Annotated in this window: 15 protein-coding genes and 1 pseudogene; 9 read left to right on the forward strand and 7 right to left on the reverse strand. The window is 55.9% G+C overall.

The annotated features are described in order from the left end of the window. Nucleotides 1-191 precede the first annotated feature (191 nt). The gene (carA, locus tag AC559G_RS07380) at nt 192-1,340 is read left to right on the forward strand and encodes a glutamine-hydrolyzing carbamoyl-phosphate synthase small subunit (RefSeq protein ID WP_438597400.1); all 1,149 of its coding nucleotides are present in this window, start codon (nt 192-194) and stop codon (nt 1,338-1,340) included. A gap of 17 nt (nt 1,341-1,357) precedes the next feature. Then, nucleotides 1,358-4,582, forward strand: a complete 3,225-nt coding sequence (gene carB / locus AC559G_RS07385; RefSeq protein ID WP_498912060.1) for a carbamoyl phosphate synthase large subunit — start codon at nt 1,358-1,360, stop codon at nt 4,580-4,582. A gap of 73 nt (nt 4,583-4,655) precedes the next feature. Here the strand turns inward: carB and AC559G_RS07390 are convergent, their stop codons facing one another. Beyond that, nucleotides 4,656-5,270, reverse strand: coding sequence for a LysE family translocator (locus AC559G_RS07390; RefSeq protein ID WP_498912061.1), 615 nt, complete (start codon nt 5,268-5,270; stop codon nt 4,656-4,658). A gap of 222 nt (nt 5,271-5,492) precedes the next feature. On the opposite strand from AC559G_RS07390, the gene AC559G_RS07395 reads away from it, so the two are divergent. The 3 genes from AC559G_RS07395 (at nt 5,493) to folA (ending at nt 7,400) form a co-directional block, all read left to right on the forward strand. Then, the gene (locus AC559G_RS07395) at nt 5,493-6,293 is read left to right on the forward strand and encodes a threonine/serine exporter family protein (protein ID WP_438597402.1); all 801 of its coding nucleotides are present in this window, start codon (nt 5,493-5,495) and stop codon (nt 6,291-6,293) included. Further along, nucleotides 6,290-6,754, forward strand: coding sequence for a threonine/serine exporter family protein (locus AC559G_RS07400; RefSeq protein WP_498912062.1), 465 nt, complete (start codon nt 6,290-6,292; stop codon nt 6,752-6,754). Before AC559G_RS07395 ends, AC559G_RS07400 begins: the two co-directional genes overlap by 4 nt. A gap of 163 nt (nt 6,755-6,917) precedes the next feature. Continuing rightward, nucleotides 6,918-7,400: a type 3 dihydrofolate reductase gene (gene folA, locus AC559G_RS07405; protein WP_279024270.1), complete on the forward strand. Its 483-nt coding sequence runs from the start codon at nt 6,918-6,920 to the stop codon at nt 7,398-7,400. A gap of 88 nt (nt 7,401-7,488) precedes the next feature. On the opposite strand, the gene apaH is transcribed toward folA, so the two are convergent. From apaH to lptD, 6 genes are all read right to left on the reverse strand, one after another. Then, complete coding sequence (apaH, locus tag AC559G_RS07410; protein ID WP_498912063.1) at nt 7,489-8,343, reverse strand: diadenosine tetraphosphatase; 855 nt, start codon at nt 8,341-8,343, stop codon at nt 7,489-7,491. Nucleotide 8,344: 1 nt separating this feature from the next. Further along, a complete protein-coding gene (gene apaG / locus AC559G_RS07415) occupies nt 8,345-8,722 on the reverse strand; it encodes a Co2+/Mg2+ efflux facilitator ApaG/CorD (RefSeq protein WP_279025030.1) in 378 nt (125 codons plus the stop codon). A gap of 12 nt (nt 8,723-8,734) precedes the next feature. Next, on the reverse strand, nt 8,735-9,553 hold the full coding sequence (gene rsmA / locus AC559G_RS07420; RefSeq protein ID WP_279025028.1) for a 16S rRNA (adenine(1518)-N(6)/adenine(1519)-N(6))-dimethyltransferase RsmA: 819 nt from the start codon (nt 9,551-9,553) through the stop codon (nt 8,735-8,737). Then, nucleotides 9,546-10,538 (reverse strand): 4-hydroxythreonine-4-phosphate dehydrogenase PdxA, encoded by a 993-nt coding sequence (gene pdxA, locus AC559G_RS07425; RefSeq protein ID WP_498912064.1) that lies wholly within the window; start codon nt 10,536-10,538, stop codon nt 9,546-9,548. The genes rsmA and pdxA overlap by 8 nt, the downstream gene beginning before the upstream one ends. Beyond that, nucleotides 10,528-11,826 (reverse strand): peptidylprolyl isomerase SurA, encoded by a 1,299-nt coding sequence (surA, locus tag AC559G_RS07430; protein WP_498912065.1) that lies wholly within the window; start codon nt 11,824-11,826, stop codon nt 10,528-10,530. The genes pdxA and surA overlap by 11 nt, the downstream gene beginning before the upstream one ends. Nucleotides 11,827-11,891: 65 nt before the next feature. After that, on the reverse strand, nt 11,892-14,249 hold the full coding sequence (gene lptD / locus AC559G_RS07435) for an LPS-assembly protein LptD (protein WP_498912066.1): 2,358 nt from the start codon (nt 14,247-14,249) through the stop codon (nt 11,892-11,894). Nucleotides 14,250-14,478: 229 nt separating this feature from the next. Between lptD and djlA the strand changes: the two genes are divergently transcribed. From djlA to AC559G_RS07455, 4 genes and pseudogenes are all read left to right on the forward strand, one after another. After that, nucleotides 14,479-15,306, forward strand: a complete 828-nt coding sequence (gene djlA, locus AC559G_RS07440; RefSeq protein WP_498912067.1) for a co-chaperone DjlA — start codon at nt 14,479-14,481, stop codon at nt 15,304-15,306. A 403-nt stretch (nt 15,307-15,709) separates the two neighbouring features. Then, nucleotides 15,710-16,193: pseudogene (locus AC559G_RS07445) on the forward strand (Hcp family type VI secretion system effector). 11 nt (nt 16,194-16,204) lie between these two features. Then, nucleotides 16,205-16,654 carry an STM2901 family protein gene (locus AC559G_RS07450; protein ID WP_498912068.1) on the forward strand — a complete coding sequence of 150 codons (450 nt, stop codon included), beginning with the start codon at nt 16,205-16,207 and terminating at the stop codon, nt 16,652-16,654. Next, nucleotides 16,639-16,986: a DUF1493 family protein gene (locus AC559G_RS07455; protein WP_498912069.1), complete on the forward strand. Its 348-nt coding sequence runs from the start codon at nt 16,639-16,641 to the stop codon at nt 16,984-16,986. Before AC559G_RS07450 ends, AC559G_RS07455 begins: the two co-directional genes overlap by 16 nt. Nucleotides 16,987-17,023 lie beyond the last annotated feature (37 nt).

The following is a 17,023-nucleotide window of genomic DNA, read 5'->3' on the forward strand; positions in this document are numbered from 1 at the left end:
CATCATTATTCGCTGAGGGGAGTGAAAATAAGATAAAAAATGGCGTATTAGGTGGACAAGTGAGGCACTCATCTTTAAAATGCGCCCAATTTGCCAAAAATTAGCCTCTCAGGCAGTTTTAGCATTGATTTAGATCGCGATATCTGAATTAATATGCAAATATTGTGATTTATTATTCCTTGGAGGGTGTTTTGATTAAGTCAGCGCTATTGGTTCTGGAGGACGGAACCCAATTCCACGGTCGGGCCATTGGGGCAGAGGGTACGGCAGTGGGGGAAGTGGTCTTCAATACGTCGATGACCGGCTATCAAGAAATCCTCACTGATCCTTCCTACTCCCGCCAGATCGTCACTCTTACTTATCCTCATATTGGCAATGTCGGCACCAACGCCGCCGATGAAGAATCCTCAATGGTTCACGCTCAAGGGCTGGTCATCCGCGATCTGCCTCTGATTGCCAGCAACTACCGCAGTGAAGAAGGGCTGTCCGACTATCTCAAGCGCAACAACATTGTCGCCATTGCCGATATCGATACCCGCAAGCTGACCCGGCTGCTGCGTGAGAAAGGCGCGCAGAACGGTTGCATCATCGCGGGCGAAAATCTGGATGCCGCCCAGGCGCTGGCGCAGGCTAAAGCCTTCCCTGGGCTGAAAGGGATGGATCTGGCAAAGGAAGTGACGACCAACGAAACCTATACCTGGCAGCAAGGGAGCTGGCGGTTGGAAGGCGAACTGCCGGAAGATACCGCCGCAAGCGCGTTGCCTTATCACGTGGTGGCTTATGATTACGGCGTCAAACGCAACATCCTGCGTATGCTGGTGGATCGCGGCTGCCGCTTGACGGTAGTGCCGGCGCAAACACCGGCGGATGAGGTGTTGAAAATGAATCCGGACGGTATTTTCCTGTCCAACGGCCCGGGCGATCCGGAACCGTGTGATTACGCCATCGCCGCCATCAAACAGTTCCTGGAAACCGACATTCCGGTATTTGGTATCTGCCTGGGGCACCAGTTGCTGGCGCTGGCAAGCGGCGCGAATACCGTGAAGATGAAGCTGGGCCACCACGGCGGCAACCATCCGGTGAAGGATCTGGACGCCAACCGCGTGATGATTACCGCGCAAAACCACGGGTTTGCAGTTGATGAAAACAACCTGCCGGCAAACCTGCGCGTCACCCACAAATCGTTGTTCGACCATACGGTTCAGGGCATTCACCGCACGGATAAACCGGCGTTCAGCTTCCAGGGCCACCCAGAGGCAAGCCCTGGGCCGCACGATGCTGCGCCGCTGTTCGATCACTTCATCGAACTGATTGAGACTTACCGTTCCAACGCCAACTAATCAGGAGCAAAAGAGAAATGCCAAAACGTACAGATATAAAAAGCATCCTGATCCTGGGCGCCGGTCCGATTGTTATCGGCCAGGCGTGTGAGTTTGACTACTCCGGCGCGCAGGCGTGTAAAGCGCTGCGTGAAGAAGGCTACCGCGTCATTTTGGTTAACTCCAACCCGGCGACCATCATGACCGATCCGGAAATGGCGGATGCAACCTATATTGAGCCGATTCAGTGGGAAGTGGTGCGCAAAATCATCGAAAAAGAGCGCCCGGACGCCGTGCTGCCGACCATGGGCGGGCAAACTGCGCTGAACTGTGCGCTGGAGCTGGAGCGCCAGGGCGTGTTGGCCGAGTTCGGCGTTACCATGATCGGCGCCACCGCCGATGCGATCGATAAAGCGGAAGATCGCCAACGTTTCGACAAGGCGATGAAGAAAATCGGCCTGGAAACCGCGCGTTCCGGCATCGCGCACACCATGGAAGAAGCGCTGGCGGTTGCCGCCGATGTCGGTTTCCCGTGCATCATTCGCCCGTCGTTCACCATGGGCGGCACCGGCGGCGGTATTGCCTACAACCGTGAAGAGTTCGAAGAGATCTGCGAGCGCGGCCTGGATTTGTCGCCGACCAAAGAGTTGCTGATCGACGAATCGCTGATTGGCTGGAAAGAGTATGAGATGGAAGTGGTGCGTGATAAGAACGATAACTGCATCATCGTCTGCTCCATTGAAAACTTCGATGCCATGGGCATCCATACCGGCGATTCCATCACCGTAGCGCCTGCCCAGACGCTGACCGACAAAGAATATCAAATCATGCGTAACGCCTCGATGGCGGTGCTGCGTGAGATCGGCGTGGAAACCGGCGGCTCCAACGTGCAGTTCTCAGTCAACCCGAAAACCGGCCGCCTGATTGTGATTGAGATGAACCCGCGCGTGTCACGCTCCTCGGCGCTGGCATCGAAAGCGACCGGCTTCCCGATTGCCAAAATCGCCGCCAAACTGGCTGTGGGTTATACCCTTGATGAGTTGATGAACGACATCACCGGCGGCCGTACCCCGGCATCCTTTGAGCCGTCTATCGACTATGTGGTGACCAAGATCCCACGCTTTAACTTCGAGAAGTTCGCCGGCGCCAACGATCGCCTGACCACGCAGATGAAGTCGGTCGGGGAAGTGATGGCAATTGGCCGTACCCAACAGGAATCACTGCAAAAAGCGCTGCGTGGTCTGGAAGTGGGCGCCACCGGCTTTGATCCGAAGGTGAGCCTGGACGATCCGGAAGCGCTGACCAAAATCCGCCGTGAACTGAAAGACGCCGGCGCCGAGCGTATCTGGTACATTGCCGACGCTTTCCGCGCCGGCCTGTCGGTTGACGGCGTGTTCAACCTGACCAACATCGACCGCTGGTTCCTGGTACAGATTGAAGAACTGGTGCGCCTGGAAGAACAAGTGGCGGCGGAAGGCATCAACGGCCTGACACCGGACTTCTTGTATACCCTGAAACGCAAAGGCTTTGCCGATGCGCGTCTGGCCAAGCTGGCCGGCGTTGCCGAAGGCGCGATCCGTAAACTGCGCCATGGTTACGGCCTGCACCCGGTCTACAAGCGCGTGGATACCTGTGCGGCGGAGTTCGCCACCGATACCGCCTATATGTACTCCACCTATGAAGAAGAGTGCGAATCCAACCCGACCAACGATCGTCCGAAAGTGATGGTGCTGGGCGGCGGCCCGAACCGTATCGGCCAGGGTATTGAGTTTGACTACTGCTGCGTCCATGCTTCGCTGGCGCTGCGGGAAGACGGTTATGAAACCATCATGGTCAACTGTAACCCGGAAACCGTCTCTACCGACTACGACACCTCCGATCGCCTGTACTTCGAGCCGGTGACGCTGGAAGACGTGCTGGAAATCGTGCGCATTGAGCAGCCGAAAGGGGTGATCGTGCAGTACGGCGGCCAAACCCCGCTGAAGCTGGCCCGTGAGCTGGAGGCCGCCGGCGTGCCGGTTATCGGCACCAGCCCGGATGCCATCGACCGCGCCGAAGACCGCGAGCGCTTTCAGCAGGCGGTGAACCGCCTGGGGCTGAAACAGCCAGCGAACGCCACCGTGGCGACCATCGAGCAGGCCGTGGAGAAGGCAGCGGGCATCGGCTATCCGCTTGTGGTGCGCCCATCATACGTGCTGGGCGGTCGCGCGATGGAAATCGTCTACGACGAAATCGACCTGCGCCGTTATTTCCAGACGGCGGTCAGCGTGTCCAACGATGCGCCGGTACTGCTGGACCGCTTCCTGGATGACGCCGTGGAGGTGGACGTTGACGCTATTTGTGACGGCGAACGCGTGCTGATCGGTGGCATCATGGAGCATATCGAACAGGCGGGCGTGCACTCCGGCGACTCCGCCTGCTCACTGCCGGCTTATACCCTCAGCCAGGAAATTCAGGACGTGATGCGCCAGCAGGTGGAAAAACTGGCGTTCGAACTGCAGGTGCGCGGCTTGATGAACGTGCAGTTTGCGGTGAAAGACAACGAAGTGTACCTGATCGAAGTAAACCCGCGCGCCGCGCGTACCGTTCCGTTCGTCTCCAAAGCGACCGGCGTGCCGCTGGCGAAAGTGGCCGCGCGCGTGATGGTGGGCAAATCCCTGGCCGAACAGGGCGTGACCCATGAAATCATCCCGCCGTACTACTCGGTGAAAGAAGTGGTGCTGCCATTCAACAAATTCCCCGGCGTCGATCCGATTCTGGGGCCGGAAATGCGTTCCACCGGCGAAGTGATGGGCGTGGGCCGCACCTTTGCCGAAGCGTTTTCCAAGGCGATGTTGGGCAGCAACTCCAGAATGCAGAAACAGGGCCGCGCGCTGCTGTCGGTGCGTGAAGGCGACAAAGCCCGGGTGGTGGATCTGGCGGCAAGCTTGTTAAAACATGGCTTTGAACTGGATGCGACCCACGGCACCGCGGTGGTGCTGGGTGAAGCCGGCATTAACCCGCGCCTGGTGAATAAAGTGCATGAAGGCCGCCCGCACATTCAGGATCGGATCAAAAACGGGGAATATACCTATATCGTCAACACCACGGCAGGCCGCCAGGCGATTGAGGATTCCAAACTGATCCGCCGCAGTGCGCTGCAGTACAAGGTGCATTACGACACCACGCTGAACGGCGGTTTCGCCACGGCGATGGCGTTGAAAGCCGATCCCACCGAACGGGTGATTTCCGTGCAGGAAATGCACGCCTGTATCACTAAGTAACGACCATTTCCCGCCCCACACTGCCGGGGCGGGCTTTTCTTTCGGCTGCCTGATGACGCGCAGCACCCGCCGCTTAACTCAATGCGACTTTGATCCCAAGCGCGATCAACATGCCGCCAAGCAGTTTATCGATAAACTTCTGCCCCTTTTCCAGCGCGCGGCGCACCGGCTTGCTCTGGATAAGCAGCACCAACAGCGGCCACCAGACGGCCGACAGCATAAAAATAATCCCGGCATACCACAGCTTTTCGCCAACACCGGAGTTAATTTGCAATACCTGGGTGAAGACCGCCAGGAAGAACAGCGTGGCTTTCGGGTTAAGCAGGTTGCACAAATAGCCCTGCATAAAGGCGCTTTTCCGGCTGGTCTGTTGAAGCGGCAGATCGCTGATGTGCATTTTGCCGCCGCCGCGGGATAACAGCGCCTGTATGCCGATCCAAATCAGGTAAAGCGCCCCGGCGTACTTCAACAGGTTGAACAGCCATGGGGTGGTGGTGATCACCACTGCCAAACCGGCGACGCAATAGGCCATATGGGTGGCGACGCCACAGATAACGCCGAAGGCAGTTATCAATGCCAGCCGGCGCTGATAGCGGGCGGCGTTCTTCACGATGAGAAAAAAATCCGGCCCGGGAGAGAGCATCCCCAGCGTGGCGATGCCGGCAACAAATAACGATGTTTCAAACATAATTTGCATCTCTGCACAAAAGACTAAATTGCTCAAATAATAACGTTGCTTACACTGATATGCACCCTGCAAATGAGGTAATGTTAGGTAGTATCAGCCAAGAGATCGTGGCGCCGCCGCCAGTGCAACACCTGCGTCAGGCAAAGAGCGCAGGATATCGATAAACGGTGTTCCCGGCCTGTCATTCATCGGCCGTTTATTCAGGGGAGTTTGCAGGATCGTATGAAGCATGAATTGACTGTCTCCTTGCCGGAGCCCAGCCGGCAGCAGCGTGAAATAACCCGGTTATGTATTCAGTGTGCGTTGCTGCTGTTGCAACACGGGGCGGAAAGCATGGTGGTTGAACAGTTGGCGACGCGCCTGGGGCTGGCGCTCGGCATGGACAGCGTGGAAAGCTCCATTTCCGCCAATGCGGTGGTGTTGACGACTATCAGCAACGGCGCGTGCCTGACCACCACCCGCAAGAATGCCGATCGCGGCATTAACATGCATATGGTGACGGAGGTGCAGCACGTGGTGATCCTAGCGGAACACCGCCTGGCGGATGCGCACGACGTGGCGCACCGGTTTGAGCGGCTGCGGCCGCTGCGTTATCCGCGCTGGCTGGTGGTGCTGATGGTGGGGCTTTCCTGCGGTTGTTTCAGCATACTTAACGGCGGCGCTAATGACGCCTTTGTCGTCACCTTCATCGCCAGCGGGCTGGCGATGTTTGTCCGGCAGGTGCTCACTGCGCACCATATGAACCCGTTGATCAACTTTTGCCTAACGGCGTTTGTCGCGACGTCGATTTCCGGCTTGTTATTGCGCCTGCCGGTGTTTAGCCAGACCTCTAGCGTTGCGATGGCAGCCAGCGTACTGCTGCTGGTGCCGGGCTTCCCGTTGATCAACGCTGTGGCCGATATGTTCAAGGGCCATGTGAACACCGGCCTGGCGCGCTGGGCGATGGCCAGCCTGCTGACGCTGGCGACCTGCATCGGCGTGGTGATGGCGATGGCTTTATGGGATCTGCGGGGGTGGTCATGAGCCTGCTATGGGCGTTGTTGCTGGATATGCTGCTGGCGGCGGTGCCGGCGCTGGGGTTTGCCATGGTGTTCAACGTGCCGATACGCGCGCTGCGCTACTGCGCTTTACTGGGGGCGATGGGGCATGGTTCGCGGATGCTGATGATGCACGCCGGGATGAATATCGAATGGGCGTCGCTGCTGGCGGCAACCCTGATTGGCATTATCGGCATCAAGTGGTCGCGCTGGCTGCTGGCGCACCCGAAGGTGTTCACCGTGGCGGCGGTGATCCCTATGTTCCCCGGTATTTCGGCCTATACCGCGATGATAAGCGTGGTGGAGATTTCGCACCTGGGCTATAGCGAGGCGTTGATGTCGGTGATGGTGACCAACTTTCTCAAGGCCAGTTTTATCGTCGGGGCGTTATCGATTGGGCTTTCCCTGCCGGGCCTGTGGCTGTATCGCAAACGTCCGGGCGTGTAATGACCAAGATTTTTCAGAGGGTTAGCGCAGGTAAATAATTCGTAGTATTAGGATAGCTAATCGGAGCTGTCTTATATATTCATATTGCTTGATTCGCCTATCGACGGCCGATTGGGCTTTACGTATAGTGTGAGCAATTTTGCTGCCTATACAGGGTTAAACAATGATTATCAGCCTGATCGCTGCCTTGGCGGCGGATCGCGTAATTGGTATGGAAAACGCAATGCCGTGGCATCTCCCGGCGGATCTTGCGTGGTTTAAACGCAACACGTTGAATAAGCCGGTCATCATGGGTCGCAAGACCTTTGAGTCGATAGGCCGCCCGCTGCCAGGCCGGCATAATATTGTGCTAAGCAGCCAACCGGGCACGGATACGGGCGTCACTTGGGTGGCTTCGCTGGATGAAGCCCTGGCGGCAGCCGATGGCGCCGAAGAAGTGATGGTGATGGGCGGTGGGAGCATATATACCCAGTTCCTGGCGCGGGCCAACCGCATGTACCTGACGCATATTGATGCCGAGATTGGCGGTGATACCCACTTCCCCGACTATGAGCCAGACGAATGGGAAACCTCGTTCAGCGAGTTCCACGATGCGGATGAACTAAACTCACACAGCTACTGTTTTGAGATTTTAGAACGCCGTTAATGGGCAAGATTAAGCTCTTTTCAACGTGCTAACAGGGAGCGAGAGTCAGTCTCTTGATATACATCCGGCGTCGGGCTGCTCCCTCTCCCTATGGGAGAGGGTTGGGGTGAGGGACCTCATCCAACATGTCGCGGCGGTTGGACGGCTGAACGAAATAGCGCCGATCGCTCCAGCGCAGCATCGTCAGTTTACCGCCCCAGCAACAGCCGGTATCCAGCGCATAGATATCCGGCGGCGTGCCTTTACCTTCCAGCGAAGCCCAGTGGCCGAAGATAATGCTGTAATCAGCATCGACCCGCCGCGGCAGTTCAAACCAAGGCTTCAGCGGCGCCGGCGCGCTGCCTGGCGCATCTTTACAGATCATATCCAACTGGCCGTTCGGGAAGCAGTAGCGCATGCGCGTCAGCGCGTTGGCGCTAAAACGCAGGCGAGCCAAGCCGCTTAATTCCGGGCTCCAGTTATTTGGCATATCGCCGTACATCGCATCCAGAAACAGCGGATAGCTGTCGCTGCTGAGCACCGCTTCCAATTCGCGAGCGCATATTTGGGCGGTTTCAATATCCCACTGCGGCGTGATGCCGGCATGGGCCATCACCAGCTTCTGCTCGGTATCAACCTGCAGCAGCGGCTGGCGGCGTAGCCAGTTAATCAGCTCATCAGCATCCGGCGCTTCCAGCAGCGGGTTTAGCCGGTCTTTGGGTTTGTTGCGGCTGATGCCGGCGTAAACCGCCAGCAGGTGCAAATCGTGGTTGCCCAGCACCATTCGCACCGCCGGGCCAAGCGAACGCACATAGCGCAGCACTTCCAGCGAGCCGGGGCCGCGCGCCACCAGATCGCCCGTGAGCCACAGCGTGTCGTATTGCGGATCAAACGCAACCTGGTCTAATAGCGACCGCAGTTCATCAAAACAGCCATGAACGTCACCAATAAGATATGTCGACATATTAATGAATCAGCGTTGGGATAGCTAAGCGGAAGACGGGAATAGCGATGCGGAATGATTTTCCCTGATGGTCAATCATTTCGTAATGCCCTTCCATGGTGCCCAGCGGGGTTTCAAGGATAGCGCCGCTGGTGTATTGGAACTCGCCGCCTGGTTCAATAACCGGCTGCTCACCTACTACGCCTTCACCTTGCACTTCGGTTTGGCGGCCGTTGGCGTTGGTGATCAACCAATAGCGGCCCAGGAGTTGAACAGTTGAGCGCCCCAGGTTACGCACCGTGATGGTGTAGGCGAAAACGTAACGCTCTTCATCCGGCTGTGACTGTGATTCCACATAAACACTCTGAACCTGCACACATACACGGGGCGACTCAATCATGACCACAACTCCTTATTGCTGCGGCGGCAGATTGGCTGAAAGCCAGTTGGCCAGCTTACAGTACTGCGCCACAGAAATATTTTCTGCTCTGAGCGTAGGATCGACGCCGAGATCCGTTAATTGCTCTGGGGTGAATAGATCGCCCAGGCTATTGCGGACGGTTTTACGGCGTTGGTTGAATGCCTGGGTGGTGATCCGGCTTAGCATCCGCACATCGCCGACCGGGTGAGGCAGCTCGCGGTAAGGCGCCAGGCGCACAACGGCGGAATCCACTTTCGGCGGCGGCGCAAAGGCCGTTGGCGGCACTTCCAGCACCGGGATGACGTTGCAATAGTATTGCGCCATCACGCTCAGACGCCCATAGGCTTTACTGTTCGGGCCAGCCACCAGGCGGTTCACAACTTCTTTCTGCAACATGAAATGCATGTCGTGAATAGCCTGAGTATAGCTGAAAAGGTGGAACATGAGCGGGGTGGAAATATTGTACGGCAGGTTGCCAAATACGCGCAGCGGTTGCCCGGCCTGTTCGGCCAGTTCAGCGAAGTTCATCGCCATGGCATCTTGCTGGTAGATCGTCAGTTTGTCTTTCAACTGCGGATGATTGGCCAGACGCGCAGCCAGATCGCGATCCAGCTCGATCACCGTCATGCGATCCATCCGCGCGCCGACCGGCTCGGTTAAGGCGCCCAGGCCAGGGCCGATCTCCACCACGGCCTCACCCGGTTGGGGATGAATGGCGGAAACGATGCTATCGATGACAAACTGATCGGTTAAAAAGTTTTGCCCAAAGCGTTTGCGGGCAAAGTGCCCTTGGTGGACTCTATTATTCATTACAATTAATTATCATTTTAATGGCGAGATTCAGGGCCGTTTTGAAACTGCCGACGTCGGCATTGCCGGAGCCCGCCAGTTCCAGAGCGGTACCATGGTCGACCGAGGTACGGATAAAAGGCAAACCGAGGGTGATGTTAACCGCACGGCCAAACCCCTGGTATTTTAGCACCGGCAAGCCCTGATCGTGATACATCGCCAGCACGGCATCGGCATGTTGCAAATATTTGGGCTGGAACAACGTATCGGCCGGCAGAGGGCCGATCAGATTGATGCCACGGCGGCGCAAGGTATCCAGGGCCGGAATAATCACATCCAGTTCTTCACGCCCCATATGGCCGCCTTCGCCCGCGTGCGGGTTAAGCCCACAGACGTAAATCTGCGGGGAAGGGATGCCGAACTTGGTTTGCAGATCGTGGTTGAGAATGCCGATCACTTCATGTAGGCATTGTTCGGTAACCGCGCCCGGCACGGCCAGCAGCGGCAGGTGGGTCGTCGCCAGCGCCACGCGCAGTTCTTCCGTCGCCAGCATCATCACAACGCGTTCACAGCCGCTGCGGTCGGCAAAAAATTCGGTGTGGCCGGTAAAAGGCACGCCGGCATCGTTGATGATGCCTTTATGCACCGGTCCGGTGATCAGTGCAGCGAATTCGCCGTTCAGGCAGCCGTCACAGGCTTTGGCCAGGGTATCCACGACATAGGCGCTGTTAGCGACGTTCAGTTCGCCCGGCGTAACCGGGGCGGGGGCCGCAACCGGCAGCACCGTCAGGGTACCGGCGCGCTGCGGCACGGCCGGCTGTTGCGGCTGGTAATCACGCAGCGCCAGCGGCAGGTTCAGCCGTTGGGCGCGTGTTTGCAGCAGGGCCGGATCGGCACAGACCACCAGCTCAACAGGCCAATCCTGCTGCGCCAGGGCAACCACCAAATCCGGCCCCACCCCGGCTGGCTCTCCGGGGGTTATAACAACGCGTTGATTATTGTGCATTACTGCCATCAAGTATTTTTACGTAGGCGGCGGCACGCTGTTCCTGCATCCAGGTTTGTGCTTCTTCAGCAAACTTGCGGTTGAACAGCATGCGGTAAGCGCGGTCCTTCTGGGCTGCATCGGTCTTATCAACCTGGCGGGTATCAATCAGTTGGATTAAGTGCCAGCCGAAGGCGGAATGAACCGGTTTGCTGATTTCGCCCTTATGCAGTTTTAACAGCGCATCGCGGAACGCTGGATCGTACATGTCCGGGGATGCCCAACCCAGATCGCCGCCCTGCAGTGCAGAGCCTGGATCCTGCGAAAGCTGTTTGGCTTCGTCGGCAAACTTCGCGGTACCGCTCTTGATCGCCGCGGCGACTTCTTCCAGCTTCGCGCGTGCCTGATCGTCGGTCAACACGACGGAAGGTTTCAGCAGGATGTGGCGGGCGTGTACCTCGGTAACGGAAACCGACTGGTTATTGCCGCGGATGTCATTGACCTTCAGGATATGGAAGCCAACGCCGGAGCGGATTGGGCCGACCACGTCGCCTTTTTTGGCGTTGACCAGCCTTTCCGCGAACAGGGTTGGGATCTCTTGCAGTTTGCCCCAGCCCATGTTGCCGCCTTTCAGCGCCTGCGGATCGGCTGAATAGGTGATGGCCAGTTTACCGAAGTCCGCACCGTTGTGCAGTTCGGTCATCAGGCGTTTAGCCAGCTCTTCTGCTTCGTCAACCTGTTGCTGCGATGGGTTTTCCGGCAGCGGCAGCAGGATGTGGCTGATGTTCATTTCGGTATCGCTGCTGTTCTGGGTGCCAACCTGTTTGGCCAGCGAATCAACTTCCTGCGGCAGGATAGTGACGCGGCGGCGAACTTCGTTGTTGCGCACCTCGGCGATCAGCATTTCTTTGCGGATCTGCGAACGGTAGGTGTTGTAGTTCAAGCCGTCATAGGCCAGACGGCTGCGCAGCTGATCGACGGTCATTCTGTTTTGTGCGGCGATATTGGCGATCGCCTGATCCAGTTCGGCATCGGAAATGGAGATGCCCATTTTTTGCCCCATCTGCAACTGGATGTTATCCATAATCAAGCGCTCAAGGATCTGATGGCGCAGCGTAGCATCGTCCGGCAATTGTTGCCCTGCCTGCTGGGCGTTCAGCTTGACCGACTGCATCAGGCCGTTCACGTCGCTTTCGAGCACAACGCCGTTATCCACCACGGCGGCGACCTTATCAACTTCTTGGGGGGCAGCGAACGCGGTATTGGTGCAAATGACCAATCCGAGAATAAGCGTTCTCCAGTTCTTCATACATTTCCCATTATTTAATCCGCAAATGCGGGTGAAAGTTCTGTTATTCAAACGATGAAATATCATCAGAACGCGCGCTGATACGGCAGGATGCCGGAACGCAGCATTTCTGCCGTGCCCAGGCTATGATCGCTGCTCAAGCCGCGCAGTTCGACGTTGAATGAAACCCTGTTGTCGTAAACGCTGTTTTGGCTGCTGCTGTTCCAGTCGGTGACCCTGCGCTCGTAGCCAAGGCTGACGGCCCAACAGCAGGTGTTGTAACGCACGCCCAGCAGTTGATCGGCAGACTGTTTGGCGCGGGTGTCGTAGTAATAGGCACCGACGATCGCCCAACGGTCCGCGATTGGCCAGCTAGCCGTTACGCCCACCTGCGAAATACCATCCTGATAGGCCGGTATCTGGGTGGTGCTTAACGCCGTTTGAATATATTCCGGCGTGGCATAACGGTAGTTCAACTGAACCATACGTTCAGCATCCTGGCGATACTCCAGCACGGCGTTGCCCAATGAGACGCTAGCCAAACGCGTATCATATTGCAGCCCGCCGCGCAGCCCCCAGCGATCGTCAATCTTCCAATAGGTGTCGCCGGCCCATGCCAGGCTGCCGGTGTCATCATTGTTATCGTAACCAGTGACTTGGTCGCCGGTACGCGAACGGCTGAAGTAGTAGATTTGACCCACGGAAACGTTAAAACGTTCCACCAGCGCGTCATCATAAATGCGTGAGGTCAGGCCGGTGGTCACCCGGTTCTGGGACGCAATGCGATCCAGGCCGCTGTAAGTACGATCGCGGAACAGGCCGGAGTAGTCGGTTTGCAGCAGCGTGGTGTCATAGGTATAGATGCTGCTTTGATCGCGGTACGGCACGTAAAGGTACTGCATCCGCGGTTCCAGCGTCTGGGTATAGCCTTCAGCCCAGTTCATCTGGCGATCGAACACCATCTTGCCATCAACCTTAAATTGCGGCAGCACGCGGTTAACCGAATCTTTCAGGATCGGCGCTGTGCTGCCTGTGCGGCTCTCATAGTTGCTGGCGAAGCCGTTGGGGATGTCCTGCTGATAGTGGGTGGCCATCAGTTTGGCTTCGGTGTTCAGGCTGCCCCAGCCGTTGGTTAACGGCAGGTTGATGGTCGGTTCCGCATGCAGGCGGACGGCGTCCGGGCTGTATGGGTTAACGCTGGTAAAATTGGCGGCCTGGCCGTAGAGGTGCAGATCAAACGGGCCGAGATCGTTTTTGTAGTAGTTCAGATCTAACTGCGGCCGGACGCGATAGGATTCGGAGCTGTCGCGATCGGTGTCGTCGTAAATCTGGAACTGCTTGGAGCTGATGGTGGCATCCCAGTTTTCCGTGGCGTAGGCCAGGCTGAATTTCTGCGTCGCGTAGCCGTCAGTGGTGGAACCGTATTTGGAGTCCAAATCGGTAAAGTACCGGGAATCGCTGACCTTGGTATAGTCGACGTTGAAACGCCATACCTGATCCATCACCCCGTTGTGGTTCCAGTACAGCAACCAGCGGGTATCGTCCGAGTTGCCCTTGCCGTATTCGTGATCGCTTGGTAACCAGTCCAACGCAACGGTGCCGAGGCCCGGCTGCGTCAGATAGCGGAACTCAGTCTGCCACTGCAAGCCACGCTTAGACATATAGTTAGGCGTGATGGTGGCATCAAAGTTTGGCGCAATGTTCCAGTAGTAGGGCAATACGAACTGGAAGCCGTTATTGCTGCCGTATTTCGCATTCGGGATCAGGAAGCCGGAACGGCGCTTATCGCCGACCGGCAACTGCAGATACGGGCTGTAAAACACCGGGACGCCGGCGATTTTAAAACGGGCGTTCCAGATTTCGGCGACCTGTTCTTCACGATCGTGGATCACCTCGGAGCCGACCACGGTCCAGCTGTCATCCCCTGGCAAACAGGAGGTGAAGCTGCCGTTTTCCAGGATGGTGTAGCGGTTTTCACCCCGCATTTTCATCTTGTCGGCGTCACCGCGCCCCTGGCGGCCGACCATTTGGTAATCCCCCTGGTAGACGTCGGTATCCTTGGTGTTCAGGTTAGACCACGCCTTAGGGCCCTGCAGTTTGATCTGGTTATCGCCATAGTGCACATCGCCGGTGGCGGTTACGGTGCGCACTGGGGCTTGGCCAGCCTCCTCTGTCTGATTCAGCTCAACCTGTTTGGCGGTGAGGGTGCTGTTGCCCTGATGAATATTCACGTTGCCGTTGAACAGCGCAGTGTGCGGGTAGTCAGCGCTTGAATCGTCAGAGTGAATAGTGACGGGCAGCGTGTTGGGATCGCCGCTGACCACTGGTTGGTCGAAAGTCGGGACGCCAAGCATGCACTGCTCGGCCAGATCGGCCAGCGCGTGCTGACTGTAAAGTGCCGTCCAAATCATCGTGGCCAGCAGTGTGGGTAAGCTTTTTTTCATACGCGGTTGTGGTGTCCGTCCTCAGAAGCGTCATGGCCGGCAAACGGTCAGAGACTATATCACTCATCTGCGTTGCGCTAGTGTTAAATCCGGTCGTTTGACTGCGTCGTTGTTAGGCGCAGCGATAAATGACAGGTATGATAATCGAAATCTTGGGAAAAATCGCCTTAACCCTGTGACTAACAATGCAGGGCGATATGCGGCTTACAGTATGTAATTTGGGGAGTGTATGCAGTATTGGGGAAAACTGCTCGGGGTCATTGTCGCTATCTGGTCTGGCGCGGGCTTCTGGGGCGTAGTTCTTGGGCTGATTGTTGGCCATATGATTGATACCGCGCGCAACAATAAGCGCAGCCGGGGCTTTTTCGCCGATCAGCAAACGCGGCAATCGCTGTTTTTCCGCACCACCTTCCAGGTGATGGGCCATCTGACCAAATCAAAAGGGCGGGTTACCGAAGCGGATATTCAAATGGCCAATCTGTCGATGGATCGCATGCAACTGCATGGCGAAGCCCGCGCAGCGGCGCAGCAGGCCTTCCGCGAGGGCAAGCAAAGCGACTTCCCGCTGCGTGAACGGTTGCAGCAACTGCGCAGCATCTGTTTTGGCCGCTTTGATCTGATTAGGATGTTTCTGGAAATACAGATCCAGGCAGCCTTTGCGGACGGTTCGCTGCACCCAAACGAGCGCCAGGTACTGTATGTGATCGCCGAAGAGCTGGGGATCTCGCGCGCGCAGTTCGAACAGTTTCTGCGCATGATGGAAGGCGGCCAACAGTTCGGCGGCGGTTACCAGCAGCAGGGCGGTTACTCGCAGGGCGGCTATCAACAGGCCAGCCGTGGGCCAACGCTGGAAGACGCCTGCAAAGTGTTGGGGGTGAACAGCACCGACGATGCGCCGACCATCAAGCGCGCTTACCGTAAGCTGATGAGTGAACACCACCCGGATAAGCTGGTGGCGAAGGGGTTGCCGCCGGAAATGATGGAAATGGCCAAACAGAAAGCGCAGGAAATCCAATCGGCCTACGATCTGATCAAACGCGAAAAAGGCTTTAAGTAACGCTAAACAGGGATGTTCGCCAAGGCTGTTGCCCGTTGGTCAAGGCGCCACCGCGTGGTAATGCGTTGGCGCCCAGGGCATTTTTTACCCGGTGATGATGGTAAAGCTCTTGGTCTAGGTTCCTGTTGCTTTTGGCTTCATTACGCGTTTTGGGGAGCGCTGAGTGGTGCCGTATAAAAGCGGCCGTGATATGGTTTTTATCTTATAAATCAGATTAATAGTGTAATAACCCTTGGTCTAAAAAATATCAATTCACGCCTTAGCCAATTCAAATGCTGGCACATTAAGAAGCGTTTTCCTTTTTACAAACAGTCGCATAACCCTATTTTAGGTTATTTACTCGCCATTGCTTGATAATTACACTTTTTGTATGGAATTTATAACTACATGAGGATAAAGAGAAATGGCGATTCCGGGGAATATGTGGATCTATGATGACGGTGGCGCCCTGATTAAAAAGGGGGTGTGACGTAGCGGGGAGAGAATTCAGCATTGAGTTTAAAGGGTTTCACCATAATCTTTCTATCCCCACTGATAACGCCACCGGCAAACCCACAGGCACCCGCCAACACTCACCCATGCTTATTGTAAAAGAGTTCGACTACGCCAGCCCTAACTTATACAAAGCAGTAGCCACGGGTCAGAACCTCAAATCTGCTGAAATCAAATGGTACAAAATCAATGATGCCGGTCAGGAAGTTGAATACTTCAACATGCTGCTTGAAGGTGTTCGGATAGTCTCTGTATCGCCAACAATGGCAGCGCCGGATGATAGCAACAATAATCATATTGAAACCATAGAGTTACGCTATGAGCGAATTACGTGGAAGCATTGCGACGGAAACATAATCTACAGTGACGCATGGAGCGACCGCCAGAGCGCATAACAGGTGATTGAATGGATACGACGGAAGAACTGAATGGAACTTACTTCTATCACGGGCACAGCAATTTATCGCCAGGCGAACTGCTTGACGTGATTTTTCTTGAGCAGTTCTGCGATGAATTGGGGATTGGCATTGAATCAGGTGCTGCCATTTTATCTGGGCAACCGTGGCTTAAGACTCGTCAGAAACCGGGTGACGCGCTTAAAGGCACAAGTGTTGTTTCCAAATACGGAAGAATGCTTTTGAGAGATGCACGAACACCATTTGGTGTCAGAGTTCCTACTCCTGTAAGCTTCAAAATTCAGAAGACCAACAAACTTGCTGCAGTCATCGCACGTTATGTTCCTTGGTTGGGTTGGATTGGCCTTGTAAACTCACTTTATCAGGTTTCAAGAAAGACCCAGACAAAATACAACCTGATAGCTCGCCCGAAAGATCGTATACAGTGGACATCCTTCTGATGGGTACGATTCAAGACGAAGTGCTGGCTCTCTTCAGGGAGGAGATACCGGGGTATTTAGACAGCCATTGGAAAGAAATACCTTTGGAACTTGATTCAGACCTGTTTGATTCACCCGGTGATGACCTTGAAGATGCGATTCGGAAATTTGAAAAAATCTTTAAAGTGGACTTATCTGTTGTCGATTGGTCTTGTTATTTTCCGTGGGAAAACACGCCACTATTAACGCGATGGTTCAAGGCAAAACGAGAAGAGGTAGAGCGAACACGGCTACCTTTAACCGTGAGAATGTTTGCTGAATCGGCAAAGGTTGGGAAATGGCTTTATGACTGAATAACGTGGTATTGCAGCAACCACATCATAAGCGCCT

It is taken from the genome of Gibbsiella greigii (assembly GCF_039540155.1).
In the GTDB taxonomy this organism is placed as follows: domain Bacteria; phylum Pseudomonadota; class Gammaproteobacteria; order Enterobacterales; family Enterobacteriaceae; genus Gibbsiella; species Gibbsiella quercinecans.

Excerpts from the sequence above, each read along its gene's own strand:
- folA (WP_279024270.1), top strand. The coding sequence starts at position 6,918 with ATGATTATCAGCCTGATCGCTGCCTTGGCGGCGGATCGCGTAATTGGT.
- rsmA (WP_279025028.1), bottom strand. The coding sequence starts at position 9,553 with ATGAATAATAGAGTCCACCAAGGGCACTTTGCCCGCAAACGCTTTGGG.
- lptD (WP_498912066.1), bottom strand. The coding sequence starts at position 14,249 with ATGAAAAAAAGCTTACCCACACTGCTGGCCACGATGATTTGGACGGCA.
- AC559G_RS07400 (WP_498912062.1), top strand. The coding sequence starts at position 6,290 with ATGAGCCTGCTATGGGCGTTGTTGCTGGATATGCTGCTGGCGGCGGTG.
- apaH (WP_498912063.1), bottom strand. The coding sequence starts at position 8,343 with ATGTCGACATATCTTATTGGTGACGTTCATGGCTGTTTTGATGAACTG.
- AC559G_RS07395 (WP_438597402.1), top strand. The coding sequence starts at position 5,493 with ATGAAGCATGAATTGACTGTCTCCTTGCCGGAGCCCAGCCGGCAGCAG.
- carB (WP_498912060.1), top strand. The coding sequence starts at position 1,358 with ATGCCAAAACGTACAGATATAAAAAGCATCCTGATCCTGGGCGCCGGT.
- apaG (WP_279025030.1), bottom strand. The coding sequence starts at position 8,722 with ATGATTGAGTCGCCCCGTGTATGTGTGCAGGTTCAGAGTGTTTATGTG.
- djlA (WP_498912067.1), top strand. The coding sequence starts at position 14,479 with ATGCAGTATTGGGGAAAACTGCTCGGGGTCATTGTCGCTATCTGGTCT.
- surA (WP_498912065.1), bottom strand. The coding sequence starts at position 11,826 with ATGAAGAACTGGAGAACGCTTATTCTCGGATTGGTCATTTGCACCAAT.
- AC559G_RS07390 (WP_498912061.1), bottom strand. The coding sequence starts at position 5,270 with ATGTTTGAAACATCGTTATTTGTTGCCGGCATCGCCACGCTGGGGATG.
- AC559G_RS07450 (WP_498912068.1), top strand. The coding sequence starts at position 16,205 with ATGGATACGACGGAAGAACTGAATGGAACTTACTTCTATCACGGGCAC.
- pdxA (WP_498912064.1), bottom strand. The coding sequence starts at position 10,538 with ATGCACAATAATCAACGCGTTGTTATAACCCCCGGAGAGCCAGCCGGG.